This window comes from Solibacillus sp., assembly GCF_040273735.1.
Lineage (GTDB): Bacteria > Bacillota > Bacilli > Bacillales_A > Planococcaceae > Solibacillus.
In genome coordinates, this window is sequence record NZ_JBELZM010000003.1 from 185,679 (window position 1) to 210,645 (window position 24,967).

General features: G+C 38.4%; 35 protein-coding genes, 1 tRNA gene and 1 riboswitch. Of the genes, 32 read left to right on the forward strand and 4 right to left on the reverse strand.

Annotation, left to right across the window (positions count from 1 at the left end):
- Positions 1-272 precede the first annotated feature (272 nt).
- From trxA to ABS917_RS05150, 3 genes are all read left to right on the forward strand, one after another.
- Positions 273-587, forward strand: coding sequence for a thioredoxin (trxA, locus tag ABS917_RS05140; RefSeq protein WP_079528262.1), 315 nt, complete (start codon positions 273-275; stop codon positions 585-587).
- Positions 588-721: 134 nt separating this feature from the next.
- Positions 722-2,512, forward strand: a complete 1,791-nt coding sequence (uvrC, locus tag ABS917_RS05145; protein WP_350477986.1) for an excinuclease ABC subunit UvrC — start codon at positions 722-724, stop codon at positions 2,510-2,512.
- Positions 2,513-2,544: 32 nt separating this feature from the next.
- Positions 2,545-2,723: riboswitch (Lysine riboswitch) on the forward strand.
- A gap of 87 nt (positions 2,724-2,810) precedes the next feature.
- Positions 2,811-4,043: an aspartate kinase gene (locus ABS917_RS05150; protein WP_350477987.1), complete on the forward strand. Its 1,233-nt coding sequence runs from the start codon at positions 2,811-2,813 to the stop codon at positions 4,041-4,043.
- A gap of 96 nt (positions 4,044-4,139) precedes the next feature.
- Here ABS917_RS05150 and ABS917_RS05155 read toward each other — a convergent pair whose 3' ends face one another.
- On the reverse strand, positions 4,140-4,556 hold the full coding sequence (locus ABS917_RS05155) for a YslB family protein (RefSeq protein WP_350477988.1): 417 nt from the start codon (positions 4,554-4,556) through the stop codon (positions 4,140-4,142).
- A gap of 271 nt (positions 4,557-4,827) precedes the next feature.
- On the opposite strand from ABS917_RS05155, the gene ABS917_RS05160 reads away from it, so the two are divergent.
- The 11 genes from ABS917_RS05160 to ABS917_RS05210 all read left to right on the forward strand — a co-directional run bounded on the left by ABS917_RS05160 (position 4,828) and on the right by ABS917_RS05210 (position 12,610).
- Entirely contained in the window at positions 4,828-5,442 is a 615-nt protein-coding gene (locus tag ABS917_RS05160) for a succinate dehydrogenase cytochrome b558 subunit (protein WP_008405036.1), read from the forward strand.
- A 95-nt stretch (positions 5,443-5,537) separates the two neighbouring features.
- Positions 5,538-7,283 carry a succinate dehydrogenase flavoprotein subunit gene (gene sdhA, locus ABS917_RS05165; RefSeq protein WP_350477989.1) on the forward strand — a complete coding sequence of 582 codons (1,746 nt, stop codon included), beginning with the start codon at positions 5,538-5,540 and terminating at the stop codon, positions 7,281-7,283.
- A 16-nt stretch (positions 7,284-7,299) separates the two neighbouring features.
- The gene (gene sdhB, locus ABS917_RS05170) at positions 7,300-8,076 is read left to right on the forward strand and encodes a succinate dehydrogenase iron-sulfur subunit (RefSeq protein ID WP_008405039.1); all 777 of its coding nucleotides are present in this window, start codon (positions 7,300-7,302) and stop codon (positions 8,074-8,076) included.
- Between the two features lie 142 nt (positions 8,077-8,218).
- Positions 8,219-8,662 (forward strand): acyl-CoA thioesterase, encoded by a 444-nt coding sequence (locus tag ABS917_RS05175; protein ID WP_350477990.1) that lies wholly within the window; start codon positions 8,219-8,221, stop codon positions 8,660-8,662.
- Positions 8,663-8,731: 69 nt separating this feature from the next.
- Entirely contained in the window at positions 8,732-8,953 is a 222-nt protein-coding gene (locus ABS917_RS05180) for a helix-turn-helix domain-containing protein (protein WP_008405041.1), read from the forward strand.
- A 73-nt stretch (positions 8,954-9,026) separates the two neighbouring features.
- Complete coding sequence (locus ABS917_RS05185; RefSeq protein WP_339172394.1) at positions 9,027-9,470, forward strand: MarR family winged helix-turn-helix transcriptional regulator; 444 nt, start codon at positions 9,027-9,029, stop codon at positions 9,468-9,470.
- 16 nt (positions 9,471-9,486) lie between these two features.
- Positions 9,487-10,287, forward strand: a complete 801-nt coding sequence (gene racE / locus ABS917_RS05190) for a glutamate racemase (RefSeq protein ID WP_350477991.1) — start codon at positions 9,487-9,489, stop codon at positions 10,285-10,287.
- Between the two features lie 124 nt (positions 10,288-10,411).
- Positions 10,412-11,164, forward strand: a complete 753-nt coding sequence (rph, locus tag ABS917_RS05195) for a ribonuclease PH (RefSeq protein WP_350477992.1) — start codon at positions 10,412-10,414, stop codon at positions 11,162-11,164.
- Positions 11,164-11,757: an XTP/dITP diphosphatase gene (locus tag ABS917_RS05200; RefSeq protein ID WP_350477993.1), complete on the forward strand. Its 594-nt coding sequence runs from the start codon at positions 11,164-11,166 to the stop codon at positions 11,755-11,757. Before rph ends, ABS917_RS05200 begins: the two co-directional genes overlap by 1 nt.
- Before the next feature lie 106 nt (positions 11,758-11,863).
- On the forward strand, positions 11,864-12,364 hold the full coding sequence (locus ABS917_RS05205) for a YfcE family phosphodiesterase (protein ID WP_079528237.1): 501 nt from the start codon (positions 11,864-11,866) through the stop codon (positions 12,362-12,364).
- 172 nt (positions 12,365-12,536) lie between these two features.
- Positions 12,537-12,610, forward strand: a tRNA-Arg gene (locus tag ABS917_RS05210).
- A 170-nt stretch (positions 12,611-12,780) separates the two neighbouring features.
- Here ABS917_RS05210 and ABS917_RS05215 read toward each other — a convergent pair.
- The 3 genes from ABS917_RS05215 to ABS917_RS05225 are packed head-to-tail and all read right to left on the reverse strand — an operon-like array spanning position 12,781 to position 14,726.
- Positions 12,781-13,875, reverse strand: a complete 1,095-nt coding sequence (locus tag ABS917_RS05215; protein ID WP_350477994.1) for a site-specific integrase — start codon at positions 13,873-13,875, stop codon at positions 12,781-12,783.
- A gap of 22 nt (positions 13,876-13,897) precedes the next feature.
- Entirely contained in the window at positions 13,898-14,383 is a 486-nt protein-coding gene (locus ABS917_RS05220; RefSeq protein ID WP_350477995.1) for an ImmA/IrrE family metallo-endopeptidase, read from the reverse strand.
- Between the two features lie 19 nt (positions 14,384-14,402).
- Positions 14,403-14,726 carry a helix-turn-helix domain-containing protein gene (locus ABS917_RS05225; protein WP_350477996.1) on the reverse strand — a complete coding sequence of 108 codons (324 nt, stop codon included), beginning with the start codon at positions 14,724-14,726 and terminating at the stop codon, positions 14,403-14,405.
- Positions 14,727-15,070: 344 nt separating this feature from the next.
- Between ABS917_RS05225 and ABS917_RS05230 the strand changes: the two genes are divergently transcribed.
- From ABS917_RS05230 to ABS917_RS05315, 18 genes are all read left to right on the forward strand, one after another.
- Complete coding sequence (locus ABS917_RS05230; protein WP_350477997.1) at positions 15,071-15,253, forward strand: helix-turn-helix domain-containing protein; 183 nt, start codon at positions 15,071-15,073, stop codon at positions 15,251-15,253.
- A 14-nt stretch (positions 15,254-15,267) separates the two neighbouring features.
- The gene (locus ABS917_RS05235; RefSeq protein WP_350477998.1) at positions 15,268-15,588 is read left to right on the forward strand and encodes a DUF771 domain-containing protein; all 321 of its coding nucleotides are present in this window, start codon (positions 15,268-15,270) and stop codon (positions 15,586-15,588) included.
- Between the two features lie 113 nt (positions 15,589-15,701).
- The gene (locus tag ABS917_RS05240) at positions 15,702-16,154 is read left to right on the forward strand and encodes a hypothetical protein (RefSeq protein ID WP_350477999.1); all 453 of its coding nucleotides are present in this window, start codon (positions 15,702-15,704) and stop codon (positions 16,152-16,154) included.
- Positions 16,141-16,413, forward strand: a complete 273-nt coding sequence (locus ABS917_RS05245; protein WP_350478000.1) for a hypothetical protein — start codon at positions 16,141-16,143, stop codon at positions 16,411-16,413. Before ABS917_RS05240 ends, ABS917_RS05245 begins: the two co-directional genes overlap by 14 nt.
- A gap of 75 nt (positions 16,414-16,488) precedes the next feature.
- Positions 16,489-16,695: a hypothetical protein gene (locus tag ABS917_RS05250; protein ID WP_350478001.1), complete on the forward strand. Its 207-nt coding sequence runs from the start codon at positions 16,489-16,491 to the stop codon at positions 16,693-16,695.
- 31 nt (positions 16,696-16,726) lie between these two features.
- Positions 16,727-16,864, forward strand: a complete 138-nt coding sequence (locus tag ABS917_RS05255; protein WP_350478068.1) for a YqaI family protein — start codon at positions 16,727-16,729, stop codon at positions 16,862-16,864.
- Positions 16,865-16,905: 41 nt separating this feature from the next.
- A complete protein-coding gene (locus ABS917_RS05260) occupies positions 16,906-18,012 on the forward strand; it encodes a hypothetical protein (protein ID WP_350478002.1) in 1,107 nt (368 codons plus the stop codon).
- Entirely contained in the window at positions 18,012-18,500 is a 489-nt protein-coding gene (locus ABS917_RS05265; protein WP_350478003.1) for a siphovirus Gp157 family protein, read from the forward strand. The genes ABS917_RS05260 and ABS917_RS05265 overlap by 1 nt, the downstream gene beginning before the upstream one ends.
- A gap of 11 nt (positions 18,501-18,511) precedes the next feature.
- Positions 18,512-18,979, forward strand: a complete 468-nt coding sequence (locus ABS917_RS05270; RefSeq protein WP_350478004.1) for an AP2/ERF family transcription factor — start codon at positions 18,512-18,514, stop codon at positions 18,977-18,979.
- Positions 18,979-19,236 (forward strand): hypothetical protein, encoded by a 258-nt coding sequence (locus tag ABS917_RS05275; RefSeq protein WP_350478005.1) that lies wholly within the window; start codon positions 18,979-18,981, stop codon positions 19,234-19,236. The genes ABS917_RS05270 and ABS917_RS05275 overlap by 1 nt, the downstream gene beginning before the upstream one ends.
- A complete protein-coding gene (locus ABS917_RS05280; RefSeq protein WP_014823276.1) occupies positions 19,236-19,934 on the forward strand; it encodes an AAA family ATPase in 699 nt (232 codons plus the stop codon). Before ABS917_RS05275 ends, ABS917_RS05280 begins: the two co-directional genes overlap by 1 nt.
- On the forward strand, positions 19,934-20,407 hold the full coding sequence (locus ABS917_RS05285; RefSeq protein WP_350478006.1) for a DUF669 domain-containing protein: 474 nt from the start codon (positions 19,934-19,936) through the stop codon (positions 20,405-20,407). The genes ABS917_RS05280 and ABS917_RS05285 overlap by 1 nt, the downstream gene beginning before the upstream one ends.
- 73 nt (positions 20,408-20,480) lie before the next feature.
- On the forward strand, positions 20,481-20,753 hold the full coding sequence (locus ABS917_RS05290) for a nucleotide modification associated domain-containing protein (protein ID WP_350478007.1): 273 nt from the start codon (positions 20,481-20,483) through the stop codon (positions 20,751-20,753).
- A gap of 5 nt (positions 20,754-20,758) precedes the next feature.
- Positions 20,759-23,146, forward strand: a complete 2,388-nt coding sequence (locus ABS917_RS05295) for a phage/plasmid primase, P4 family (RefSeq protein ID WP_350478008.1) — start codon at positions 20,759-20,761, stop codon at positions 23,144-23,146.
- A gap of 321 nt (positions 23,147-23,467) precedes the next feature.
- The gene (locus ABS917_RS05300) at positions 23,468-23,902 is read left to right on the forward strand and encodes a hypothetical protein (RefSeq protein ID WP_350478009.1); all 435 of its coding nucleotides are present in this window, start codon (positions 23,468-23,470) and stop codon (positions 23,900-23,902) included.
- Between the two features lie 7 nt (positions 23,903-23,909).
- A complete protein-coding gene (locus ABS917_RS05305) occupies positions 23,910-24,458 on the forward strand; it encodes an ERCC4 domain-containing protein (RefSeq protein WP_350478010.1) in 549 nt (182 codons plus the stop codon).
- Positions 24,459-24,704 (forward strand): hypothetical protein, encoded by a 246-nt coding sequence (locus tag ABS917_RS05310; protein WP_350478011.1) that lies wholly within the window; start codon positions 24,459-24,461, stop codon positions 24,702-24,704.
- 9 nt (positions 24,705-24,713) lie between these two features.
- Positions 24,714-24,914 (forward strand): hypothetical protein, encoded by a 201-nt coding sequence (locus ABS917_RS05315; protein ID WP_350478012.1) that lies wholly within the window; start codon positions 24,714-24,716, stop codon positions 24,912-24,914.
- The last annotated feature ends 53 nt before the right edge of the window (positions 24,915-24,967 follow it).

The window sequence follows — 24,967 nt, forward strand, 5'->3', positions numbered from 1 at the left end:
GCTTCCTTCTTTTCGAAGGAAGTTTTTTAGTTTTTGAAGTGATGTGGTATGCATGTGTGAATGGAAATGGATTTTTTTGTAAAGTTTTAAAATGCCAGAATAAAGGGTATATGTCTTCTAATATCCTTAAAAAAATTCTAAGAGGAATTTTTACGGCTTAAGAAATAACCGCTAAATTTAAAGTACATTTATATTCCCAAGCATTTTACTACTGTTTAATTGGGAAAACATGCTATACTACAACCATATGTTATTTAAGGAGGCTATTTAATATGGCAATTGTACACGCGACAGATCAAACTTTCCCACAAGAAATTTCAAACGGCACAGTTTTAGTAGATTTTTGGGCTACTTGGTGCGGACCATGTAAAATGATTGCTCCAGTTCTTGAAGAATTAGATACAGAAATCGGTAACGACGTTAAAATCGTGAAAGTGGATGTTGATAACAACCAGGTTACTGCTGCAGAATACCAAATCATGTCAATTCCATCGTTACTATTATTCGTAGATGGTGAAGTAAAAGCAAAAACTGCTGGTTTCATGCCAAAAGAAGCGTTAATCGATTTCATTAACGACAACAAATAATTGAACCTCTGGCCATTCAAACGCCAAGGCGCAATTGATATGTCAAAAAGCCGTATGCCGTATAAGGTGTACGGCTTTTTTCTTATACCCCAATCAGTTAAAATAAAGAAAGGACATATTAAACAGGTGAGAAGATGAATGCAATCATTAAAGCAAAACTAGAAATCCTACCGAATGAATCAGGTTGCTATATTATGAAAGACCGTCAAGGCACGATTATATACGTTGGTAAAGCTAAGGTATTGAAAAATCGAGTGCGTTCATACTTTACGGGAAGTCATGACGGTAAAACTGCGAGACTAGTCAGTGAGATCGAAGACTTCGAGTATATTGTTACTTCAAGCGATTTGGAAGCTCTTATACTGGAGCTGAATCTAATTAAGCTGCATGACCCGAAATATAATGTGAAACTAACGGATGATAAAACGTACCCTTATATAAAAATAACGAATGAACGATACCCGCGTATTATTACGACAAGAAAAGTGAAGAAGGATAAAGCAAAATATTTCGGACCGTATCCGAATGCCTACGCGGCGAACGAAACACGGAAATTACTGGACCGTTTGTATCCGCTTCGTAAATGTACACATCTGCCTAACCAGGTGTGTCTGTACTATCACTTAGGTCAATGTTTGGCACCGTGTGTGAAAGACATCGAAAAACAAGTGTATGACGAAATGATTGATGAGATTTCGAAGTTTTTAAACGGAGGCGTCGAAGAAATTCAACAAGACCTTCAGCAAAAAATGATGGATGCTGCCGAAAATCTAGAGTTTGAGCGGGCAAAGGAATTCCGGGACTTGATTGCTCATATCGATCAAATTATGGAAAAGCAAAAAATCGTAACGGATGATTTGAGCAACCGGGATGTATTTGGCTATGCAGTAGAAAAAGGCTGGATGTGTGTTCAGGTATTTTTCGTGCGCCAAGGCAAACTCATTGAGCGGGATGTTTCGATATTCCCGATTTATAATGAGCCCGAAGAGGAATTTTTAACATTTGTTGGCCGTTTTTACGAACAGCCACATCATCTATTGCCAAAAGAAATCTTCGTGCCAAAATCGATTAACGAAACAATTTTACAAAAGCTGTTGAATGTGAAGGTGCTGACACCGAAGCGCGGTTCTAAAAAAGAGCTTGTTGATCTAGCCATGAAAAACGCGGAAATAGCCATTCATGAGAAGTTCCAGTTGATTGAACGTCAAGAAGAGAGGACAGTCGGTGCTTGTGAAGCACTTGCTGAAACAATGCAAATTCCATTGCCGCTAAGAATAGAAGCGTTTGATAACAGTCATATGCACGGTGCGGATCCGGTTTCGGCGATGGTTGTTTTTATAGACGGAAAGCCTGCGAAAAAGGAATACCGGAAATATAAAACAAGGGAAGCGGCCAAACATGATGACTATGGTGCGATGCAGGAAGTTATTCGACGCCGTTACACACGTGTACTGCGGGAAAACCTGCCATTACCTGATCTGATTCTTATCGACGGAGGAAAAGGACAAATGGAAGTCGCACGTGAAGTAATTGAAGACGAGCTTGGGCTAGTCATTCCGATAGCAGGGTTGGCTAAAGACGAAAAGCACAATACGTCCCAGCTTTTATTTGGTACCCCTCCGGAAGTTGTCCCGTTAAAACGTACAAGTGACGGTTTCTATTTATTACAGCGCATCCAAGATGAGGTACACCGATTTGCAATTACATTTCTACGTCAGCAGCATCAGACAAATGCCATCACTTCTGTTCTTGATGGGATTGAAGGTGTAGGTCCGAAGCGAAAGCAGCAACTCATGAAGCATTTTGGATCAGTGAAAAAAATCCGCGAGGCAAGCGAGTTGCAGCTGCAGGAATCCGGAGTGCCGGCAAAATTGGCGGAAGTCATCTATCGTCATTTTCATGAAGCACCATTGAATAAAGGGTAGTGTTATGCTAATATATAAGACAATTCAATATTTACTAAGATAGAGGCGCAGTATTCAACAGTACATTGCTCGAGGAAGAACAATTCCATTGACAGCAATTGAAAGGGGATCCTGCCGAAGTGAAGTGCGTATTGTTCGCGTAGTTTGCTGGTTTTGCATTTAAGAGATGTAAAACTGTCAGAGCTTTTTGTTCTGGAGGGCTATCCTGAAAAACTTATAACTATTATTTGTATTGACGGCGGCTTTCCATAACATGGGAAGTCGTCTTTTTTGTTTTCGAATTTAAGGAGGGAAAAGAATGGAGACAGTTATAGTGAAGTTTGGTGGTCCTGCATTGACTACACCGGAAAAAATAGTACACATGGCTAAAAAGGTGATAAAAGAGCAAGGGCGTGGCATAAACTTAGTCGTTGTCGTTTCTTCAATGCCCGTTATACGACGAGACTTGAGACAATATGCTGCTGAAATTACTGATGAGCCGTCGAAACGGGAAATGGATGCACTCGTCTCATCGGCGACACAAATAACAAGTGCAATGCTTGCAATGGCAATTCAGGAGCATGGAGGTAAAGCTGTGTCGCTTGCTGGATGGCAAACAGGAATCCATACAAATCAAAAACATGGCAACGCACGGATTGATCATGTCGATAGTAAACGAATTCAGGAACATTTGGCATTAGGCGAAATCGTCGTAGTAGCAGGTTTTCAAGGAGTTACGGGGACAGACAATATTTCAACATTCGGCAAAGGGGGATCTGAAACTTCAGCGGTTGCACTGGCGGTTGCCCTCGAAGCAGAGCGTGTCGAGATTTTTTCATCAGTTGAAGGGATTTTTACGGCAGACCCGGAAATTGTAAAGGGATCTAGGAAACTACCGGAAGTTTCTTATGATGAGATGTTGGAATTTGCAAATTTAGGGGCTAAAATTTTGCACCCACGTGCGGTTGAACTTGCCAAAAAATACAATATACCGCTCATTGTACGCTCTTTCGTACAGGACGTGGAAGGCACTTTTATTAAAGGGGATGTAGACATGGAGAAAAACTTACTTGTACGCGGGGTAGCCTACGAATCGGATATTATTCGTTTGACGATCGGCTATGATTCTTATGAAACCGCGTCATTGGCAGAAGTGTTTAGTGTTTTAGCAGAAAATGATATCAATGTGGATATTATTGTTCAAGCAGTCATTGATGGCGTGAAGCCGACCATTTCCTTTACAATTTCCAAAGATGAGTTTGCGGAAGCTTTACGGGTACTGGAAACTAGTAAACTGTCACTTGGATTTAGTTTTGCAGATTTTGAAGTGGGCTTAGCGAAAGTATCTATTATCGGTTCTGCGATGGCATCCAATCCGGGGGTGGCGGCCCGCATGTTTGCACGCTTAGGTCGCGAACATATCCCTGTAAAAATGGTCAGCACTTCGGAAATTAAAGTGTCTGTCGTTGTACCACAGGAAGAAATGGTTCGTGCTGCGAATGTGCTGCATGAGGAATTCAATTTGGCGATGAAAGAAGTAACCGCTTCTTAAAGTAATAGCTGGAAATGAGCTGCAGTAGCTTATTTCCAGCTTTTTTATTGAGTAAACTTGCTGCTTCAGCAAAAGACAATTATTATAAGTTGAAGGCTAAATTTTCTCTTTTAAATCCCATTTTAATGTAAATTTTACGACATGTTTATCATTATCTTTTTCTTCAAAGCATTCCGTCAAATAGCCAAGCTGTTTTTGTTTCTGCTCTGCTAAGAAGCCAGCTTCAAGACGGAAGCAACGTTGTACAATATTGAGTGGCAATTCCTCTGTTGTCAAAAGTATGTAATGAAGTTCGTCCTTCGTTTCTTTTTCCAGAACTAACTGGCCCCAGCCAGCTTCCATAAAAAATGAAGGGAGTTCATCCATTGAAAATAATGGGAACTTTCTTGCAATTTCTTTACCTGCCCAATATAAAACATCTTCTTCATGCTTTCCTAGAATAGAAGGAAGAAGATGGTCACGAATGATTTCGTAGCCAAAAGTTGGAATCGTTTTCATTTTGTACCCTTCCATATAAAAAACCTCTTTCATAAATTTTCTTATAATTTTCATTCTTTCATGAAGAAATGAGTTATAAGCAGAAAAAACGGTTCTCAAAACAGCGTAAAACCGTCTTTAAAATGATTATAAAATATCCTGCGTTGCCTTGACGCTAGTATCTGTTGAGAGTACAATGGACATGTCATAATATTGTACCATGATGAAATGCGCAGTCAACATCCCAACTTCTACAAATTTGAGGCGTTGCGCATGTGTATTTCAAGTACTAAGGGGGGTAACAGTTTTGTCGAAAGATCGTGAATTTTTATGGCGCCGCTTACACTCGTTACTAGGTGTAGTTCCTGTCGGGTTGTTCTTGGTGTTCCACTTATTTCTGAACTTCACTGCAGTTGGCGGTGAAGAAACTTACAATAACGCAACAGGTGTTATGGAATTACTTCCACACTCGTTATTGTTAGCGATGGAATGGATCATTATCTATATTCCATTAATGTTCCACGGATTCTATGGAGTGTATATTGCCTTCACTGCAACATACAACACAGGACGTTTCAGCACATTCCGTAACTGGATGTTTGCATTGCAACGTTTCACAGGTATTTTCCTTGTAATCTTCATTGCGTGGCATATTTTCCAAACACGTATCCAAAAAGCATTTGGTGCTGAAGTTGAATTTAATATGATGGTTGAAATCGTTGACAATCCATTAATGTTAGTATTCTACATCTTAGGTATCGTTTCAGCAGCATTCCACTTAGCGAACGGTTTATGGTCGTTCTTAGTAAGCTGGGGTATTACGCAATCAAACAAATCTCAACGAATCGCAACTTATGTTACGTTGTTAATTTTCGTAGTATTAGCAATCGTTGGTGTTGCAGCTATCTTAGCATTCGTTTAATCACTTAACTTGATCACTACTACATAGTTAAGGTTCTAGATCGAATGGAATATGAGTAAAAGTTTTTAGCAATTAATGAGGAGTGAGAAATAATCATGGCAAAAAGTAAAGTTATCGTCGTTGGTGGCGGTCTTGCTGGCTTAATGGCTACGATTAAAGCAGCTGAAGTTGGTACTGAAGTTGAATTATTCTCGTTAGTTCCAGTTAAACGTTCACACTCTGTTTGTGCACAAGGCGGAATTAACGGAGCAGTTAATACAAAAGGTGAAGGGGATTCTCCATGGATCCACTTTGATGATACAGTTTATGGTGGCGACTTCTTGGCGAACCAACCACCAGTTAAAGGTATGTGTGATGCAGCACCTGGTATTATCCACTTAATGGACCGTATGGGTGTAATGTTCAACCGTACTCCAGAAGGTTTACTTGACTTCCGTCGTTTCGGTGGTACGTTAATGCACCGTACAGCATTTTCCGGTGCGACAACTGGACAACAATTATTATATGCCCTAGACGAGCAAGTTCGTGCACACGAAGTAGCTGGTTTAGTTACGAAGTATGAGCACTGGGAATTCCTTGGTGCGGTGCTTGATGACGAAGGTGTTTGCCGCGGTATCGTAGCACAAGATTTACGTACTGAAGAAATTCGCTCATTCCGTTCTGATGCTGTAATTATGGCAACAGGTGGTCCTGGTATTATCTTCGGTAAAACAACAAACTCAGTAATCAACACTGGTTCAGCAGCATCGATTGTTTACCAACAAGGTGCAACATATTCAAACGGTGAAATGATTCAAATTCACCCAACAGCGATTCCTGGAGACGACAAAAACCGTCTAATGTCTGAATCTGCTCGTGGTGAAGGTGGACGTGTATGGACTTATAAAGACGGTAAGCCTTGGTACTTCCTAGAAGAGAAATATCCTGCTTACGGTAACTTAGTACCACGTGATATCGCAACACGTGAGATTTTTGACGTGTGCGTAAATCAAAAGTTGGGTATTAATGGGGAAAACATGGTATACTTAGACTTATCCCATAAAGATCCTCATGAATTAGATATTAAATTAGGTGGTATTATCGAAATCTACGAGAAATTCGTAGGCGATGACCCACGTAAATTACCGATGAAAATCTTCCCAGCGGTACACTATTCAATGGGTGGATTATGGGTTGACTATGACCAAATGACTGAAATCCCTGGTTTATTCGCTGCAGGTGAATGTGACTACTCACAACACGGTGCAAACCGTTTAGGTGCGAACTCATTATTATCAGCGATTTACGGTGGTATGGTTGCAGGTCCAAATGCTGTTAAGTACATTAAAGGACTTAAAAAGCATGCAGAAGATTTACCTGAAGAAATCTACACGCGCCGCGTACAGGAAGAAACAGAGAAATGGGAAGCTATCTTAAAAATGGATGGTACAGAAAACGCTTACTTACTACACAAAGAGCTTGGTGAGTGGATGACTGACAACATGACTGTTGTACGTGTAAACGCAAAATTAGAAGAAACTTATGCGAAATTAACTGAGCTTCAAGAGCGTTGGGAAAACATCAACATTAACGACACGCAAAAATGGTCGAATCAAGGTGCTCACTTCACTCGTCAGTTAAAGAACATGCTATATTTAGCTAAAGTTATGACTAAGGGTGCATTATTACGTGACGAATCTCGTGGGGCTCACTTCAAGCCTGAATTCCCAGAACGTGATGATGAAAAATTCTTAAAAACAACTATGGCGAAGTTCGATCCGGCAACGGGCGAACCAATTATTACTTATGCCGATGTAGACGTTTCGTTAATTCCACCACGTAAACGCGACTACTCAGCGTAGAAGGGGGAACTAAACAGTGGAAACAGTAAATACTGGTAGAACAGTTAAGTTAGAAATCGTTCGTCAAGACAATGAGAATGGTGCTACACGCGTTGAAAAGTTTGAAGTTCCTTACCGTCCTGGTATGAACGTTATCTCTGCTCTAATGCATATTCAAAAATATCCTGTTACTGCTGATGGTCAAAAAACGACTCCAGTATCATGGGATATGAACTGTCTGGAAGAGGTTTGTGGTGCATGTTCAATGGTAATCAATGGACGTCCGCAACAATCTTGTTCAGCATTAGTAGACAAGTTAACTCAACCAATTCGTTTAGAGCCAATGAAAACTTTCCCGGTTATCCGTGACTTACAAGTAGACCGTGAGCGCATGTTTAACGCACTTAAGAAAGTTAAAGCATGGGTACCAATCGATGGTACTTATGATTTAGGCGAAGGTCCTCGTATGCCAGAGCGCAAACGTCAATGGGCTTATGAATTATCAAAATGTATGACTTGTGGTGTATGTATGGAAGCATGTCCAAACGTTTCCGAATCAGCATCATTCATCGGTCCATTTGCTTTATCGCAAGTTCGTTTATTCAATACACACCCAACTGGTGCAATGAATAAAGACGAGCGTTTAAATGCAATTATGGGCGACGGTGGTCTTGCAAACTGTGGTAACTCTCAAAACTGTGTAGCTGCTTGTCCAAAAGGTATTCCTTTGACAACATCTATCGCTGCACTTAACCGTGAAACAACAGTTCAAATGTTCAAAAACTTCTTCGGTTCTGACCACATGGTTGACTAATCGAATGAATATAATTGACCCTCACCTTGGTGGGGGTCTTTTTGTATAGGATCGCTTTTTGATTTCTTACAAATTATGCTATAATGAATGAGTATTCATTATCTGGGGATGATGATGTAATCAAACAAAGGGGGAATTTTTTATGCGAGCTACATATATTCAGGAAGCAACAGAATGGATGGCAGGATTTTCGTTTTCGACAAAGGTAAAGGTTCGATTTTCGGAAACAGATATGTACGGACATGTAAATAATACAAAAGTATTTGCCTATTTCGAGTTTGCGCGTATCGAATATTTTAAAGCATTAGGATTTGATTTTACTGCGGGGTCGGATACGGGAAATATGCTCGTTGTGGCAGATATTCAGTGTGATTATTTAAAGGAAGTGTTCTTTGATGAAGAGTTGACAATATATGTTAAAACGGCATCGATCGGCACATCTTCCATGGATTTGCATTATTTGGTGAAAAATGAAAAAGATGAAGTGTGCTATACAGGGCGCGGAACGCTTGTACAATTGAGCAGTGACACGGGGAAAGGTGTCCCGTTACTGGAAGAGCAAAAAAAATTATTGCTTGGGAAATAGTTAAATGCCCTCACCTGCTTTGTATTTTCGACATAATGTACAAAGAAGAGGATAGGAGGGTGTTGCAAAATGAATCGTCCGCAGCATCGTTCGCTGTTAACAAAAAGAGAACGCGAGATTTTTGAGCTATTAATAAAGGACTATTCAACACGGGAAATATCAACTAAGCTAGGCATTAGTGAAAAAACCGTTCGTAATCATATTTCCAATACGATTCAAAAGCTGGGTGTATCAAGTCGTACGCAAGCGATTCTTGAGCTATTAAGACTCCAGGAATTGTCGATATACTGATTCGATGCTTGCTATTTTATCAAAAAAACTTCAAAATAGAACTATGAAACGCATCGAGGAGTGAATGGAGTAGATGAAAGATCACAGCACACATAGCTCTGAATCTGTAGCAATCCTGGAAAAAGAACTAAGATATATTTCACACTTAATCAAACAAAAAGGTAGAGAAATTCTAAGCAATTATACGATTACACCTCCGCAATTTATTGCCTTGCAATGGTTGCATGAATCAGGTGATATGACGATCGGTGACTTGTCGACGAAAATGTATTTAGCATTTTCGACAACGACAGATTTAGTAGACCGGATGGAGAAAAATGAATTGGTACAGCGTGTACGTGACGAAAATGATCGACGTGTTGTACGGATTCATCTTTTACCGGAAGGCGAAAGAATTATCCAGGAAGTAATTTTAAAACGTCAAAATTATTTGCGGGATATTACACAGGAATTTAACGCAGAAGAGTTTGAACAATTATCAAGAACATTACAAAAACTACATTTATTAATGAAATAGGATAGAGGCGGTACAAGTGAATGCCCCAATTGGTGTTATCGATTCCGGAGTTGGCGGATTAACAGTGGCAAAAGCGATTATGGAGCTTTTGCCGAATGAAACAATATATTATATAGGTGATACGGCGCGATGTCCTTACGGGCCACGCACAAAGCAAGAAGTCCGCAATTTTACATGGGAGATGGCAAAAGCGCTTGAAAAGATGAATGTTAAAATGCTTGTCATTGCATGTAATACTGCGACTGCCGTTGCATTGGAAAGTCTGCAAAAACATATGCCATTTCCGGTTTTAGGAGTTATTAATGCAGGGGCACGAGCGGCCATAAAAAAGACAAAACGCAATGAAGTTGTCGTATTAGCGACAGAAGGCACGATCAAAAGCGGCGCATATGAAGAAGCAGTGAAATCATTATCGACAAAAGCGAAAATAATTCCACTTGCCTGTCCGACATTTGTGCCACTCGTTGAAAGTGGCGAATACGAAGGCCAATTTTCGTATGACCTCGTTGCGAAAGGATTAAAGCCGCTTGAAGATGAGCGATTCGATACAGTCATTTTAGGCTGTACACATTATCCTATTTTACAAAAGCAAATTGAGGCAGCAGTTGGCTCACAAGTTCACGTCCTGTCATCTGCCGAAGAAACGGCAAAAGATGTCGAAGCGATTTTAAGCTATACAGGACAATTACGAACAGATGAAGAACCGCCGCAGCATATTCTGCATGCATCTGGTTCCGTGCCGATTTTCCGTTCCATAGCAGAACGTTGGCTGGAAAAAGGTGAATTGGATATCCGTAAAATTACATTCGAAAAATAGTTGATAGCTCAAGTTAGGCATTTTGTCTAATTTGAGCTTTTTCCTTCTATGTCTTGCTTTTCTGCTTTAGACCCTCCTTAAATTGTGATAAGATAAGTGCGCGAACAAATTGAGGAGGTCACGAATGACTAGACATGACTTACGAGCTGTGAATGAATTACGTCCAGTTCAAATTGATAATAATTATTTAATGCATCCGGAAGGCTCGGTATTAATAACAGTTGGAAATACAAAAGTGATTTGTACTGCAACGATTGAAGAAAAGGTACCTGGTTTTTTACGTGGACAAGGTAAAGGCTGGATTACGGCTGAATACTCCATGCTACCACGCGCTACAGAGCAACGCACACGCCGTGAAAGCTCTGCAGGAAAGGTAAGTGGCCGCACGATGGAAATTCAACGCTTAATCGGCCGAGCATTACGTGCTGTCGTTGATTTAGAAGCTCTAGGTGAAAAAACAGTATGGATTGACTGTGACGTGATCCAGGCAGATGGCGGAACACGTACTGCATCGATTACAGGAGCATTTGTAGCGATGACACAGGCAATTGCAAAACTAGGCGTTGACAAGCCGTTCGTAAAATTCCCCGTAACAGATTATTTAGCTGCAACTAGTGTCGGAAAACTAGAAAACATTGGCGCAGTTTTAGATTTAAACTATGTGGAAGATTCAGCTGCACATGTCGATATGAACGTTATTATGACAGGTGCCGGCGAATTTGTAGAATTACAGGGTACTGGTGAAGAAGCGACATTCAGCCGTTCAGAACTGGATGAATTACTCGATTTAGGAGAAGCCGGAATTGCGCAGCTAATCGAAATGCAAAAAACAGCACTAGGTGACATCGCAAACTTGATCGGAAAGGTGGAAGCATAATGAAACAAGTAGTAATCGCAACAAAGAACAAAGGAAAAGCGAAAGACTTTGAAGCACTATTCGGACCATTCGGCTATGAAGTTGTCACAATGTTTGAGGTTGCTCCAGATGTGGAAATTGAAGAAACAGGTACGACTTTTGAAGAAAATGCAATTTTAAAAGCGGAAACATTAGCGAACATGCTTGGCCAAATCGTGATTGCGGATGACAGCGGTTTAGCGATCGATGCATTAAACGGTGAACCGGGGGTGTATTCAGCGCGTTATGCCGGCGATCATGACGATGAAGCGAATATGGTGAAAGTGCTGGAAAACATGAAGGACGTACCGGAAGAACAGCGTACAGCCCGTTTCTGCTGTGCATTGGCAATTGCAGGTCCGAATATGGAAACAAAAACAGTATTCGGCACATGTGAAGGTGTGATTGCACGTGAAAAGAAAGGGACAAACGGATTCGGTTATGATCCGATCTTCTATGTTCCTGCATTGGAAAAACATATGGCTGAGCTGTCTGGCGAAGAAAAAGGTGCCATTTCACACCGAGGAAATGCCATTCGCAAACTGGCATTACAGTTAGCAGAATTTCTGAAATAGCAACTTTGGTAATTGTTGTAAAATGTAAAAATTTGTTTAATAACGATTGAATTTTCGTTTCATTGCTGTCACACTAAGTATAGAAATGTAAAGGATGTGGATACGAATGAAGCTATTGATTATGAGTGATACACATGGTGACGAGGAAATCATTGAACGTGTAAAGGGCTACCATCCAGATGCGCATAAAGTGATCCATTGTGGTGATAGTGAATTACCGTATGCACATCCTGCTCTGCAAGGAGTAGAGCGTGTGAAAGGGAACTGTGATCATGACCATAACTATTTAGAGGAGATGCTGTTTCAGGTAAATGGAGATCGTGTGTATGTGACACACGGGCATTTATACGATGTGAAAAACTCTCCGATGAAACTGATTTACCGCGCAAAGGAAGTCGGTGCACAAATCGTATGTTTTGGTCATTCACATGTACTTGGTGCAGAATATATTGACGACATTTTATTTATCAATCCGGGCAGTTTGCTGAAGCCCCGCCGAATAGAAGAAAAGTCATTTGTTACCCTGACAATAACTTCCACACATTTTACATTACAATGTTATGACGATAATAATAATTTGATCGATGAATTGTTTTATGAGCGTTAATTATCAAAGTGAAGCCTTGAGGTAATGAGGGCTTCACTTTTTTAATACAGTATTTAGCGAACGGAAAAATATTTTAGTTAAATAATAATTTTGTTTGATTTGTTTGTTGACTTTAAATAAAATATACCATATAATAAAAAATGTCTTTATTACCAATTGGTTTAAAGAAATTGTCTCAGTAGCTCAGCAGGATAGAGCAACGGCCTTCTAAGCCGTCGGTCGGGGGTTCGAATCCCTCCTGGGACGTAATACGAGTGATTATGGTCAACATAATACAACGAAGAAAACCGCCAGAAACCTTGATAATAAAGGGTTTTAGGCGGTTTTTCTTTTTGTAGAATAATTCAAGAAAAGCATTAAATAACATATAAAATAAAATTGAAGTGTACAAAAAGTGTACAAGGTGAACAAAAAAATTAAGATGTGAACATGTTGATAGCAATTTCTTCATCACGTTCTTCCATCTCTTTTAATACATGTGCATAATGCTCCATTGTTGTTTGAATATCAGCATGACCTAATCGTTTTGAAACTGAATTAATATTTGATCCTTTATATAGAAGTACAGAAGCATGGGTATGACGTAAACCATGAATTGAAATGTGTTCAATTTCTAATGCGTCTAATACTTTACGCAATAACTTATTTGCACCCTCATTAGTAACGGTCTTAATTACCGATTGTCTATAGAACACCAAACTATTTTCATTAGCAGGCAATGCTAACATCAGTTTTTTAAATTCCAACATGACACGTTTATCAATTGAAATAGTTCTTTTTGATTGCTCGTTCTTTAATGGCCCAAATCCTGTACCCCTTTTATAATCCCAAGATCTATAAATACTGATACGATTGTTTTTAAAATCAAAGCAATCTGTTGTTAAACCTGTAAGTTCGCCATAGCGCATTCCTGATACAAGCCCAAGTAAAATTAAATGGTATGTACTTGTATCTGTAGATAATCGATTAAATAATTCATTATAAAATCGAATACTGTCATTATAATTCAAATGCTTTTCATCACTTGTTTTTGAAGCGACAGTAGCGTTATATTCGACCTTTTGAGTGAAGTCCTTATTAATATAGCCTTCTTCAATTGCATCCTTCACGCAAGCTCGTACATGTGTATTGAGCTTGCGAACAGTTTCTTTGGTTTTACCAGTGCCGTAGTCATTTAAAAACTTCTGATAATCTGCACGAGTGATTTTTTGGATAGGTTTCTCTTTGAAATGATCTTTGATTCGTTCGTAAGAGTTAAGATAACGATTATATGTGTTCACATGCTTATTTGATTTGTATAATTCGATCCATTCATTAAAGTATTCGGCGAAGGATTTTTCCTTAACGATTACCTGTACACCTTTATTCAATGAAAGTTCCACTTCTGCTGCAGCGGTTTGTGCTTCTTTTTTCGTACGAAAACCGCCTTTTACAATTGGCTTTCTTTTGCCATCAACAATATGATTGACACGATATTGCCATGTAGTGCCACGTTTCGTTATGCTTGCCATGGATTCTGCTCCTTTTATAATTTCAAATAGCTCTTTCAATGAAATCAAACATTTCCAAAACTCCTAATGGCTCAAAGCAAATAGTATAACCTTCCACAGAAGCTGAAAGACCGTATTTGCTTATATACCATTGGACTGCATCGTTCAAAAATTCTTCTGTCACATTTAAAAAGTCCGCTAACTCATATTTATTAGTAACATTATTTTTATGAGCAATAATTATCATTTCAAGAGGCACTAACTTGTTATAAGCCCAAGTACGAGCTCTTAACTCTTGCTTACGATTAATAATACTGTTCTGATCTAAAATGTCGCCAGAAGAAGTATAATGATGTCCTAACTCTTCACCTAAAACGCATTTCTTTTCAGTTATAGAAAAAATAGTTTTATTAATCCATATGATATTGTCCGAGTATAAACCTTTAATGCGTGGTATCATAATTTCTTCATATACACTAACTTGATTAATGAATGCTTCATGTACAAGTTGTTCATAAGTTAATGTCAATACAATCACTCCGCTCGAATTACTGACTACGTTTCATTTTTACAAATTGTTTAAAACGTTCTATTTCGTCAAGTTCCTCCTCCGTCCATTCTTCTCCGTCATGATGTGCAGCTATCGTTTCGATTTCATAATTATCAACGAAAGTTCTTTCGTTAGTTCTACCCGTCAAATAGTCAGTAGTAACTTTAAAATAATCAGCAACTTTATTTACATTATCAATTTTTGGTGATGCTTTATCCCATCTTCTAATTTGACCGTTAGAGATTCCAACACTTCTCTCAAGTTCGGCAAAAGTAATTCCTTTTTCATCACATAAAAATTTAATTCTATTCACTAAACCCACTTGTATCAACCTTCCTGGAGCTTATGAGAGAATAAAATTAACTTTTAAGCTATTTTGGTTTGACAAATAGCATTTAAGCTAATATACTATGTTCATAAGCTAATAGATTAGTTAAAAAAGACAATATAAAAACGCAACCTATAAACATTTTTCGTTGGGGAACGGTTTAAATGTTGATTTGAAGGCTTTTCAAAAGTCTTATTTCGTTATGTTTTTATAATAGCTTTTAAGCTAACGTATGTCAATGATTAGCTAAAAAATTATTTGGTAATTTTTTGTATAATGCGCTGTGATACCGAGCCAATGACGGTATATCAATTGATGTTTGTAAGGGAGGTTTAGATATGCCAGAAGATGTAGGAGCACAAGTAAGAAGTGAGTTATTTAAGAGAAAAATGAGTCAGAAGGATTTAGCGGCAATGTTAGGTATTTCAGGAGCTTATTTAACAGATATTATTCGAGGTCGTAAAGATGGCCCGAAAGCACAAGAACATATCAAGCATATCCGAAAAATTTTAGATATTTAAATGAGGTGAATTAAATGCAACAGTTACAAGTTAATTTGACTGTAAGTGTCCCTGAACATCTTGTACTTGTTGAAAAGGTTGAATATGAAACCCTAAAAGAAAGTTCCTTACAAGGGATCTATTGGACCATGCAAGATTTAGAAAACCGGATAGGAAAAAAACAAGTTTGGATTAAAGAAAACGTTCTTTATCCAATTAGATTCAAAAAACAGTTAGATGTATTGCAAGGTGGATTTGTGTATTACCCCCAGGCAAAAGGTGAGAAGTGGAGCTTTCATGCTAAGAAAATGGCACAGTTTTTAGATGATAATTTTTATCAAATTTTTAATCCATAAAGGAGTTGAACCCAAATGAAAATCAACATTCGTCAATGGCGGTCAATGGAAGCTAGTGAACGTGTGGCAATGATTAAAGCTCATGTAAGTGAAATGGCGAAAGGGTGGGTTAAATGAAACCTGTATTAATTGTGGAAGGCAAACAGATGGAGGTCATTACGCAACATTTAATTAATGGACAAGCGTACAAAGTTGAAGTGTTTGAAAACAATCCAATGGAATCAACGTTTTACTACGATGTGAATTATAAAGATCAGTTTGTAGAGGAACAATTAAGGATTGATTTTTCAAAGTATCTTATAAATCCTAAAGAACAATTTGATATTATCCAAATCCATCAGACTATCGAAGGGATGATTGATGTTAAAGCAAACAATTTAAAGGACATTGCTGTGGCATATATGGAGGCGGAACTGAATTATCCGTTTAAATCAGCAGCTATAAAATTGGAATACCAATTGGAGCAACGTGTACAAATCGGTTTGAAGGATGCTTTAGAAGTAGTGGAAGTGTATATGCAAGATGATGTGGATTTATCGGGTGGTGAAGAAATTGAATCGAATTGAATTTCTTGAAAAAGAAAACGTAGCATTAAGTATTCATAAAAGCGAATTGATTGAAAAGGTTTGGGCTTTGGAAAGTGAAATCGATCGCTTACGTAAATTCGAAGAGTTTACAAAATGTTATTACACTCAATTCCTTAAAGAGCGTAGGGAAAATGAAAGTAGAAGATTATCAGCTAACTCCCAACTTTTTATTTACGCACACGCAAATCGACTATTGGGTGAACCAAATGGCGCTCCATTAGAAGGTGATACAAAATGACACAACTTGAACAACTACAAGCTGCCTACGAATTAGCGCTGAAACAACCAACATTAAAATGTTAGGAGTGAGCGTATGAAACAAATGATTAAGATTCTCCGCAAATCAGATTTAGTGAAATTGGCACGGGATTCAATATTAGCTGATCAAGATTACTATTTAGATTCATTAAATTATGCACGTAAAAATAATGATGAAGCGGAAATTAAGCGTTGCGAAAGACGATTGTTTGAAATCAGTGTTGAGTTGAAGGGGTTAGACATGCATGAACAGCTGCAATGAATGTGGAATGTCGCAATGTGATTGTGAAGTCATGACACTCGACATCTACGGTACCGAAATCGTACCAGGTGAGGAATACATCCTCAATAACTTTGATGAAGCCATCCACAAGGATAATATCATTCGTTATCTGATTGAAGATGGTACGCATCAATTAAAAACTCGCTAGAAGCGGCAACTTCTAAACGAGCAATAAAAAACTAAAAGACAGTGGTAGTATACCACGATTCGGAGGAAATTATGACAAATAAATTTAAAGTTGGCGATAAGGTACGTTTCATTGAAGATTTCGGCACATTCACAAAAGGTGCAGTAGTTAAAATTGTAAGTTTTATCGATAAAAACCACATCGAAATTGAAGGTGTTAATAAATTTGGTGATTTTGATGAAGGTGATTGTTACCTGCATCGTGTGGAATTAGTCGACTTAAAACCTACAAAAAACCAACGCATCACAGCATTAGAAGAAACTGTAGCCAAGCAAGGTGAGGAAATCGAAGAACTCAAATTAATCGTTGCGCAAATTCGTAAGCCTTCCACAGTTGTAGAGGAAGCATTAGCAAATGACATTATCGAATTTGAAGGCAAGCAATATAAAAAGGTTGATCGTGAAGCACGTGAGGGTGATGTGGTTATCTTTAATGACGTTGCTGATAGCCGTGCGTTCAGAATTAAAAAACCTTACAAAGTATTAGAAGGTTTAAGTGTAAACGGCGGTTCGGGTTATGGTCATTTCTCTGTTTATACAAATGTGTACAATCGCACAAAAGAAACAGTAGACGTCTACGAATTAATTGTGGAGGACAAGCAAGATACCGAACCTCCTGCACCAAAAACTCAAAATGAATTACGTGCTGAAATTATTGAGAAGGCTAAGGGGTTTGTTGATAACATCTTAGGAAAATACGACACGTTCAATACAACTATCGGTAAATACAAAGACCAATGTGTAAGGCCTGTATTCCAAGTTAACGAAAAGAAACGCGCAATTACTGTATTAATATACGGAGCATTTAGTAAAGTGTTAGTTTTCAAGGGTATCACAAAGTGCCATCCGAAATCTGTATTTAACGTATGGATAGGCAAAGCCATCGCATTAGGTCGAGCGTTAGGGTTGGATGTGAGCGAGTTTGAACAGGCGGTGCAGCCTACATTGGCGATTGGGCAAATCGTAAAATTCGGAAATGAAGAAGCTAGATTAATCCCTAACAGTGAAACTGCATATCACGATAACGGAACGGCTCGAGTAGATAGTTACTTCAGTATCAATGGAACAATCATCAACGATACCAACGCTCAATATGGAGGTGCTGAATAATGGCAAACATTTACGAAATCACTGACAAATATAAATTCATCCAGCAGTTAATCGAGGATGGTGCACCGGAAGAAGCGTTTATTGAAGCATTAAACGCAATCGATGGTGAGCTTGCGGAAAAGCTAGAAAACTACGCATCTGTTATGAAAAACATTGAATCCGATATTGCAGGCATCAAAGCAGAAGAAGGCCGTTTAGCTGAACGGCGCAAAGCAATGGAAAACTCCATTAAGCGTATGAAAGAGAACATGCAGTTGGCAATGGATGCAAGTGGTGAGAAGAAACTTAAAGGTGAAAAGTTTACGTTCACTGTTCAAAAGAACCCACCGTCTTTAAAAGTTTTAGACGATGCGGTTATCCCTCCACAATATATTTCCGTGGAAGAAGTACGGAATATCGATAAAAAAGCTATTTTAGCAGAGTTAAAGAACGGCGCTGAAATTAGCGGTGTAGAAATTCAACAAGGGGAATCAATTCGGATTCGATAGGAGGAATAACAATGTCAAAACAAATGATTAGAGTTAACGTCAATCGTTTCGATCCACAAGATATTGCCAGAAAGTTAAACGAGGTATTGGCCAATAAAGAATTAGCAGTTAACGGTATTTTTTATAACAAATCCTCTTTCTTAAAAGGGACATTTGATATTTTTGTAGAGCCGCAACAAGTGGTTACGATTGAAAAACCTGTTGAAGTAATTAAAGAAGTTGAAGTTATTAAGGAAGTACCACTTAAAATTGTAAATCAAATCAAAAAGCAACGTGGTGCATCTTCACAATATCGTGGGGTTTGTAAGAAAGGAAGTAAGTGGTATGCCATGATTCAACATGACGGTAAAAAGCATTGGTGCGGATCTTACTTCCATGAAAGTGAAGCTGCAGAAGCATATGACAAGAAAGCATTTGAATTAATGGGTGCTCGTGCAATATTAAATTTCCCTCAAAACTTTGAAAAGGTGGCTAAATAATGAAGAAGTTATTAAATCAAAAAGAACAGCACTATGCAGATACACGTGAAGAAGCAGAGGAAATTGTAATTGCTGCAAAAGAAAATGATGCATTGATCATGAACAAAATCAGCGAAAAGTATAACAAATACGGTCAGTACTTCCTGGTTGATTTAACGTATCAATACGGAACGCCAAAAGATGTGATGGAAGGCAAGCCAGATAACGAAGCGCCGGATGGTCAAATGAGCATCGAGGAAGTAGGTGAAAACGAATAATGCAAATTCAAAATGGTGCAGATATTACCAAAAGTAAAAAAGTAAATGCCATCATTTATTCCAAACCTGGTGACGGCAAAACTTCAGTCGCACGTCTCTTACCAGGTAAAACATTAGTCTTAGATATAGACGGTACAAGCCAAGTTTTAGCAAGTCATGCAAATGTCGATGTAGCAAAGATTGACGGTGAAGATGCTCATAATAGCATTTTGAAATTCTACGCACTGGCAAAAGCGAACATTGCGAATTATGACAATGTCTTTATCGATAATCTTACGCATTACCAAAAATTATGGCTGCTCAATAAAGGCGAAAAAACTAAAAGCGGAATGCCGGAATTAAAAGACTACGCTTTATTAGATAACCATCTTCTGAAATTAGTAGAAACATTTAATGCACTTGATGCAAATGTTGTTTTTACAGCGTGGGAAACTACACGTGAAATTGTAGAAGAAGGCGGTTCTAAATACAACCAATTCATTCCCGACATTCGCGATAAAATAGTCAATCACATCATGGGGATTGAACATGTGGTAGCACGCTTGGTAAAAAAAGCAGACGGCACTCGTGGTTTTATCTTAGAAGGTAATCAATCAATGTATGCCAAGAATCACTTAGATGATCGTTCTGGCTGCTTACAAAATGAATTAATCTTACCAATTAAAAATGAGACGAAAAACAAGGAGGAAAATAAATAATGGGATTCAAAATTAATTTCGATTCAGCAAATGTTTCAACGGGGTTTGGTTTAGTGGAAGAAGGTAAATATGAGGTGACAATTGTAGCTGCAGAAGCAAAAGAGTGGCAAGGTCAATATTCAATCGGGTTTGATGTTGAAATTCGTTCAGACATTGAACAGAAACATCAAGGTGCAAAAATCTTATACAATACGCTTTATTTAACAAGTGCCAATCCTCAATACGCTGAGGACGCTGAAAAGAAAAGAAATTCATTCTTTGTGGCTTGCGGCTACACAGGAAAGATGGACTTAGATTTGGATGTAGTTGTACGAGAAATTATTGGAAAATCAGTCCTTGCTTATGTAAAGCATGAGACAGACAAAAACAATAAAACTTGGGCGAAGGTTAAATTTGTAGCACCGTCTTCAGCAGATCCAGCGCAACCAGATGGTCCGCCAATCCAAGTTGGCGAAGATGATTTACCGTTCTAAAAAACTAAATAGAGAGCTCTTTTTTCTGGGGCTCTCTTTTCTTATACCCAAAATACGAGTTTCGGAGGTAAAAATGGTTATAAATCCAATGCGTATACAGGAACAGACAGATGATCTTGCGCAATTGTTAGCAAAAAAGAATGCCGATTATGGCAATTCATTTGAAGAACAATTCAATGAATACGGTTTAACAAGTGTGCTCATTCGATTAGATGATAAGTTGCGTAGGCTTAAAAATTTAAACAAAAATGAAGCACAGGTAAATGAATCAATTACTGATACGTTGCAAGATATTGCTGGATATGCAATTTTGGCAAGCATTTTAACGGATAACGAAAATAGGTGAGCAGCATGAAAGTAATACCATACAACTTTAATGAAATTCCATCAGAAATTAAGAACATGCCCAACTGGATCTTGTGGAAGGCAGAGAAAAAAGAAAATGGGAAGTTTACAAAAATCCCATATCAAGCTGACCCACTGGCACAGGGAGCAGAGGCAAGAGCAAACGACCCGAGAACGTGGTCCACTTTTGCGACAGCGGCCAAAATATACACTAATTCAAATGCTGATGGTATAGGTTTTGTATTTAGTCGCCGTGACAGTTTTGTTGGAATCGACATTGATCATTGTGTGACCTACTCAGCAGACGATGAAAATCGCGAAAATCCAATCATTAGTGATTTTGCAAAAGAAGTAATTGAAATGCTAGATTCCTATACCGAATTTTCTGTTTCGGGTACTGGCGTTCACATCATTGTAAAGGGCAGCCTTCCACAAAGTGTGTGTGGTACTGGACGTAAAAACAGCAAGTTAGGATTGGAAATTTATCAGCATACCCGTTATTTCACAATGACTGGAATTAGAGAAAATTCAAATGAAATTATCGAACGTACAGATGAGCTCGTTGAATTTCTGGATAAATATTTTGACGACAGCGATTTACAAGGCCGACTCGTTAAATTACAAGACTATGAAAAAGATGAAGTTAAATTATCCAATGAGCAGCTTTGGGAGCGAATGTTCCGCAGTAAATCGGGTGATGAAATTCGATCGATGTTCAACGGAAATTTAATCAACAATGATCATTCATCAACGGACATTGCCTTATGTAATCACCTGGCATTCTGGACAGGAAAGAGCGCAACAAGAATGGACGCAATGATGCGTGAGACAGCGCTCATGCGTCCGAAATGGGACCGCATTACTTACGGTGATACAGGCGAAACATACGGTGAACGTACCATCGCAAAGGCTATTACCTCTACTACCACAACTGTATTGGACCATAAGCATGAAATTGAATATGCCGAATTTGATGTGTCCTCCACAGTAGAGGCAGTGGACGATGGAGAGGAAGTTAAACCGAAAAAGAAATTCCGTTTGAATGAATTAGGAAATGCAGAACGGATTGCTTATGAATACGGCCATGTTATCCGTTTCGTTAGTGAAATCGGTTGGATGCTTTGGGACGGAAAGCGTTGGAAGTACGACAACAAACTGCAAATCGAACGCATTGCTAATAAAGTTTTGCGCGAACTGGAAAAATCAGATGATGAAATGGAAGTGCGATGGGCTCGTTCTTGCGGTAAACGGAACATTCGGATGAACAGTATCAAAGACTTAATGCCGTTGGTTCCAGCTGAACGTGAAGAGTTTGATAAGCATAAATTCTTGTTCAACTGTTCAAATGGAATTTTGGATTTACGAACTGGAAAACTGCAGCAACATGATCGTGACCTTCGTTTATCAAAACTGGCAAACGTAGAATTTGATGAAAGCGCACAATGTCCGACATGGTTGAAATTTCTTCAGCAAATCTTTAAAGGCGATGAAGAGCTCATTGATTACATGCAGCGACTAATCGGTTACAGCATGACAGGCGATATTTCTGAGCAAGGTATGTATTTCCTTGTAGGTGGCGGTAGTAATGGTAAATCAACATTTATCAACATCATCAAAGCAATGATGGGTGATTATGGTTTGCAAACTAAATCAGATACTTTCATCAAAAAGAAAAATGACGGTGCAAATAACGATATTGCCCGTTTGGTTGGCAGTCGATTCGTTTCTGCAGTGGAATCTGAAGAAGGCGAAAAACTCCAGGAATCACTTGTTAAAACAATTACAGGTGGAGAACCAATACTGGCGCGTTTCTTAAGACAAGAATTTTTCGAATTCACTCCAGAGTTTAAAGTGTTCTTCACGACAAACCATAAACCGATAATCGGCGGAGTTGATGAAGGAATTTGGCGCCGTGTAAAGATCATTCCGTTCACTTTAAATTTAGCCCCACATCAACGGGATAAAAAACTTGAAGAAAAACTTACGCTTGAAATGAGCGGGATCTTGAATTGGGCCATCGAAGGTTGCTTGAAATGGCAGCAGTCGGGATTAAAAGAACCGAAAGTGGTAGTGGATGCAACCGGCAACTACAAAGAAGAAATGGATATTCTCGGACCATTCCTAGAAGAACGTTGTTATATGAACCCTAAAGATATAAATACCAAAATCGAAGCGAAAGAACTCTACAATATTTATTCAAATTGGTGCTATGCAGCAGGTGAACGTTCCATTTCCAATCGTTCGTTTTATCGGATGCTCGAAACGAAAGGATTTGGAAAAAGTAAAGGCGCAGGTAACAAAATGTATTTGGTTGGAATTACCATTCAAGAACGAAAACCAGTTACTGAACCAGTTATCGAAAATGAAAAAACAGGCGGTTTTAAGCTCTCTTAATAACTAAAGTTAGTTTAAATAACTATTTTATAGATTGCTATAAACGCAGTAGTATCAAGGGTTTGAAGGTTGTTTTTTAGTTAAATAGTTACTTTAGTTATTTATTTTGGGGTTAATTAAAAAAATAAAAATAAAAATAAATATATATATAGAGCCTTTATACAAAATAACGATAACTATGCTAACTTTTTTAACTAAAAAACTAATCAATACCTTGTGGCTGTAGTGTTTTAAGGGTGTTATTTTAAATAACTTTTAGTGTTATTTAGGGGTTATTTAGTTACTTTTTTAAATTTAATTCTAGCATTATTTGGAAAAGTGGTGAGAGTTATAGTTTTATTCGTTTTATCTCGAATATGGAAATTTGGCGGAATTATTGAACGTGATAAAAATGATGGTCAACTCGAATTGAAAAATCATCAAAATATACCAAACGAAGTTTTGAAGGCAGCTGATCCAATTTTCCCCGAGATTGATGCGTATCTAAAATCTGTGGAAGGCATGAATGCAGCTGACAAAACGCTTTGGAAGATGATAACCGTATTTGCAGGATGGCAGAAAAACGATTCGATTACGAATTTCTTAAACAATGATCCAGTCGCATTAAATCTATTCCTAGATTACCAGGCGAAGTTGAACGGTAACGGATGGCATGACATTTATGAGGACTGGCGACAATACGAAAATGATGAATCGACAAAATTTAAAAATGAAATCTATGCAAGGGCAGTCGCGTTTGCAAAGAAAGGAGCGTAATTGAAAATTGATACGCTACAAATACAACGACAAAGAAATCGATGCGATTCTAAAACATTTAACAATAATCATGGACACACGCGAAAAATCAGCTTTGCACATTCTTGAATATTTCAAGCAGAAAAACATTGCCATGAAAGTTCAAAAATTAGATACGGGCGATTATAGCTTTATGATTCCGAGTAATGATGAAACTTTAAAATACGGGATTACCCGAGATTTATATTTCAATAGTTTCGTAGAACGTAAAAACTCATTGGACGAGATATGCGGCAACTTACAAAAGGACACGCAGCAAGCATTTATTAATGAGCTTATACGTAGCCAGGATAGCAAGTTTGTATTGTTTGTGGAGGACCCGAATTTCGATGAAAACCTAGCGAAAGGAAATTATCGTAGCAAGTATGATCCAAAAGCATTGAAGGGCCGACTTGAATCATTTAAAGCGAAATATAACTTTGAAATTGTACCCATGAGTAAAAATATCATTGCCCACAATTTGTATCACCGGTTTTTATATCAAGCAAGGCATTACCTAAAAAACGGGGTGTTTTAAATGACAAAGCTTAACACGTTGATTCAAAAATGCGAGACGCAGAAAGTGGTAAGCGCAAAGCTTGTCAAAGGGGTCTTGGGGCATTTACGTTCAGAAGAACTGAAATTGAAGAAGAAACATAGTAAAGCAGCACATGAAAAGAATATTGAGTATCAAGCTCTTAAAAAGCAGTTTGGAGAACTAAGGCGTGAAAATACCGCATTAAGACGGGAGTTAGAGAAGTATAGAGCGGAGGAAAACAAATGAGGTGTTCTAATGCAAACACTGAATAAAAACGGCATACCGCAATGGGTGCCAAAGCATAAACGTAAACGTGAACGGAAGCCATTAACTATACAGTTACCAATGAGACGATTCGCATTAATCGATGATGAAGCAGAAGTTGAGGTCGTGGTGCCTCACTTCTCGCCGATTGTGGATGTATTGACTAAGGATGGATGGAGGGAAATCCATTGAAGAAGAAATCAAGAATCATCCTAGATTGGCTCGTTTATTTGGTGGATCGGTGG

Bases quoted from the DNA above. Each gene is read 5' to 3' on its own strand.
- ABS917_RS05310 (WP_350478011.1), top strand. From the start codon at position 24,459: ATGACAAAGCTTAACACGTTGATTCAAAAATGCGAGACGCAGAAAGTG.
- ABS917_RS05235 (WP_350477998.1), top strand. From the start codon at position 15,268: ATGCAACAGTTACAAGTTAATTTGACTGTAAGTGTCCCTGAACATCTT.
- sdhA (WP_350477989.1), top strand. From the start codon at position 5,538: ATGGCAAAAAGTAAAGTTATCGTCGTTGGTGGCGGTCTTGCTGGCTTA.
- uvrC (WP_350477986.1), top strand. From the start codon at position 722: ATGAATGCAATCATTAAAGCAAAACTAGAAATCCTACCGAATGAATCA.
- ABS917_RS05185 (WP_339172394.1), top strand. From the start codon at position 9,027: ATGAAAGATCACAGCACACATAGCTCTGAATCTGTAGCAATCCTGGAA.
- ABS917_RS05205 (WP_079528237.1), top strand. From the start codon at position 11,864: ATGAAGCTATTGATTATGAGTGATACACATGGTGACGAGGAAATCATT.
- ABS917_RS05270 (WP_350478004.1), top strand. From the start codon at position 18,512: ATGTCAAAACAAATGATTAGAGTTAACGTCAATCGTTTCGATCCACAA.
- ABS917_RS05295 (WP_350478008.1), top strand. From the start codon at position 20,759: ATGAAAGTAATACCATACAACTTTAATGAAATTCCATCAGAAATTAAG.
- ABS917_RS05285 (WP_350478006.1), top strand. From the start codon at position 19,934: ATGGGATTCAAAATTAATTTCGATTCAGCAAATGTTTCAACGGGGTTT.
- ABS917_RS05275 (WP_350478005.1), top strand. From the start codon at position 18,979: ATGAAGAAGTTATTAAATCAAAAAGAACAGCACTATGCAGATACACGT.
- ABS917_RS05180 (WP_008405041.1), top strand. From the start codon at position 8,732: ATGAATCGTCCGCAGCATCGTTCGCTGTTAACAAAAAGAGAACGCGAG.
- ABS917_RS05200 (WP_350477993.1), top strand. From the start codon at position 11,164: ATGAAACAAGTAGTAATCGCAACAAAGAACAAAGGAAAAGCGAAAGAC.
- ABS917_RS05315 (WP_350478012.1), top strand. From the start codon at position 24,714: ATGCAAACACTGAATAAAAACGGCATACCGCAATGGGTGCCAAAGCAT.
- ABS917_RS05250 (WP_350478001.1), top strand. From the start codon at position 16,489: ATGAAACAAATGATTAAGATTCTCCGCAAATCAGATTTAGTGAAATTG.
- ABS917_RS05265 (WP_350478003.1), top strand. From the start codon at position 18,012: ATGGCAAACATTTACGAAATCACTGACAAATATAAATTCATCCAGCAG.
- ABS917_RS05155 (WP_350477988.1), bottom strand. From the start codon at position 4,556: ATGGAAGGGTACAAAATGAAAACGATTCCAACTTTTGGCTACGAAATC.
- ABS917_RS05240 (WP_350477999.1), top strand. From the start codon at position 15,702: ATGAAACCTGTATTAATTGTGGAAGGCAAACAGATGGAGGTCATTACG.
- rph (WP_350477992.1), top strand. From the start codon at position 10,412: ATGACTAGACATGACTTACGAGCTGTGAATGAATTACGTCCAGTTCAA.
- ABS917_RS05175 (WP_350477990.1), top strand. From the start codon at position 8,219: ATGCGAGCTACATATATTCAGGAAGCAACAGAATGGATGGCAGGATTT.
- ABS917_RS05230 (WP_350477997.1), top strand. From the start codon at position 15,071: ATGCCAGAAGATGTAGGAGCACAAGTAAGAAGTGAGTTATTTAAGAGA.
- ABS917_RS05290 (WP_350478007.1), top strand. From the start codon at position 20,481: ATGGTTATAAATCCAATGCGTATACAGGAACAGACAGATGATCTTGCG.
- ABS917_RS05215 (WP_350477994.1), bottom strand. From the start codon at position 13,875: ATGGCAAGCATAACGAAACGTGGCACTACATGGCAATATCGTGTCAAT.
- ABS917_RS05150 (WP_350477987.1), top strand. From the start codon at position 2,811: ATGGAGACAGTTATAGTGAAGTTTGGTGGTCCTGCATTGACTACACCG.
- ABS917_RS05255 (WP_350478068.1), top strand. From the start codon at position 16,727: ATGACACTCGACATCTACGGTACCGAAATCGTACCAGGTGAGGAATAC.
- ABS917_RS05280 (WP_014823276.1), top strand. From the start codon at position 19,236: ATGCAAATTCAAAATGGTGCAGATATTACCAAAAGTAAAAAAGTAAAT.
- trxA (WP_079528262.1), top strand. From the start codon at position 273: ATGGCAATTGTACACGCGACAGATCAAACTTTCCCACAAGAAATTTCA.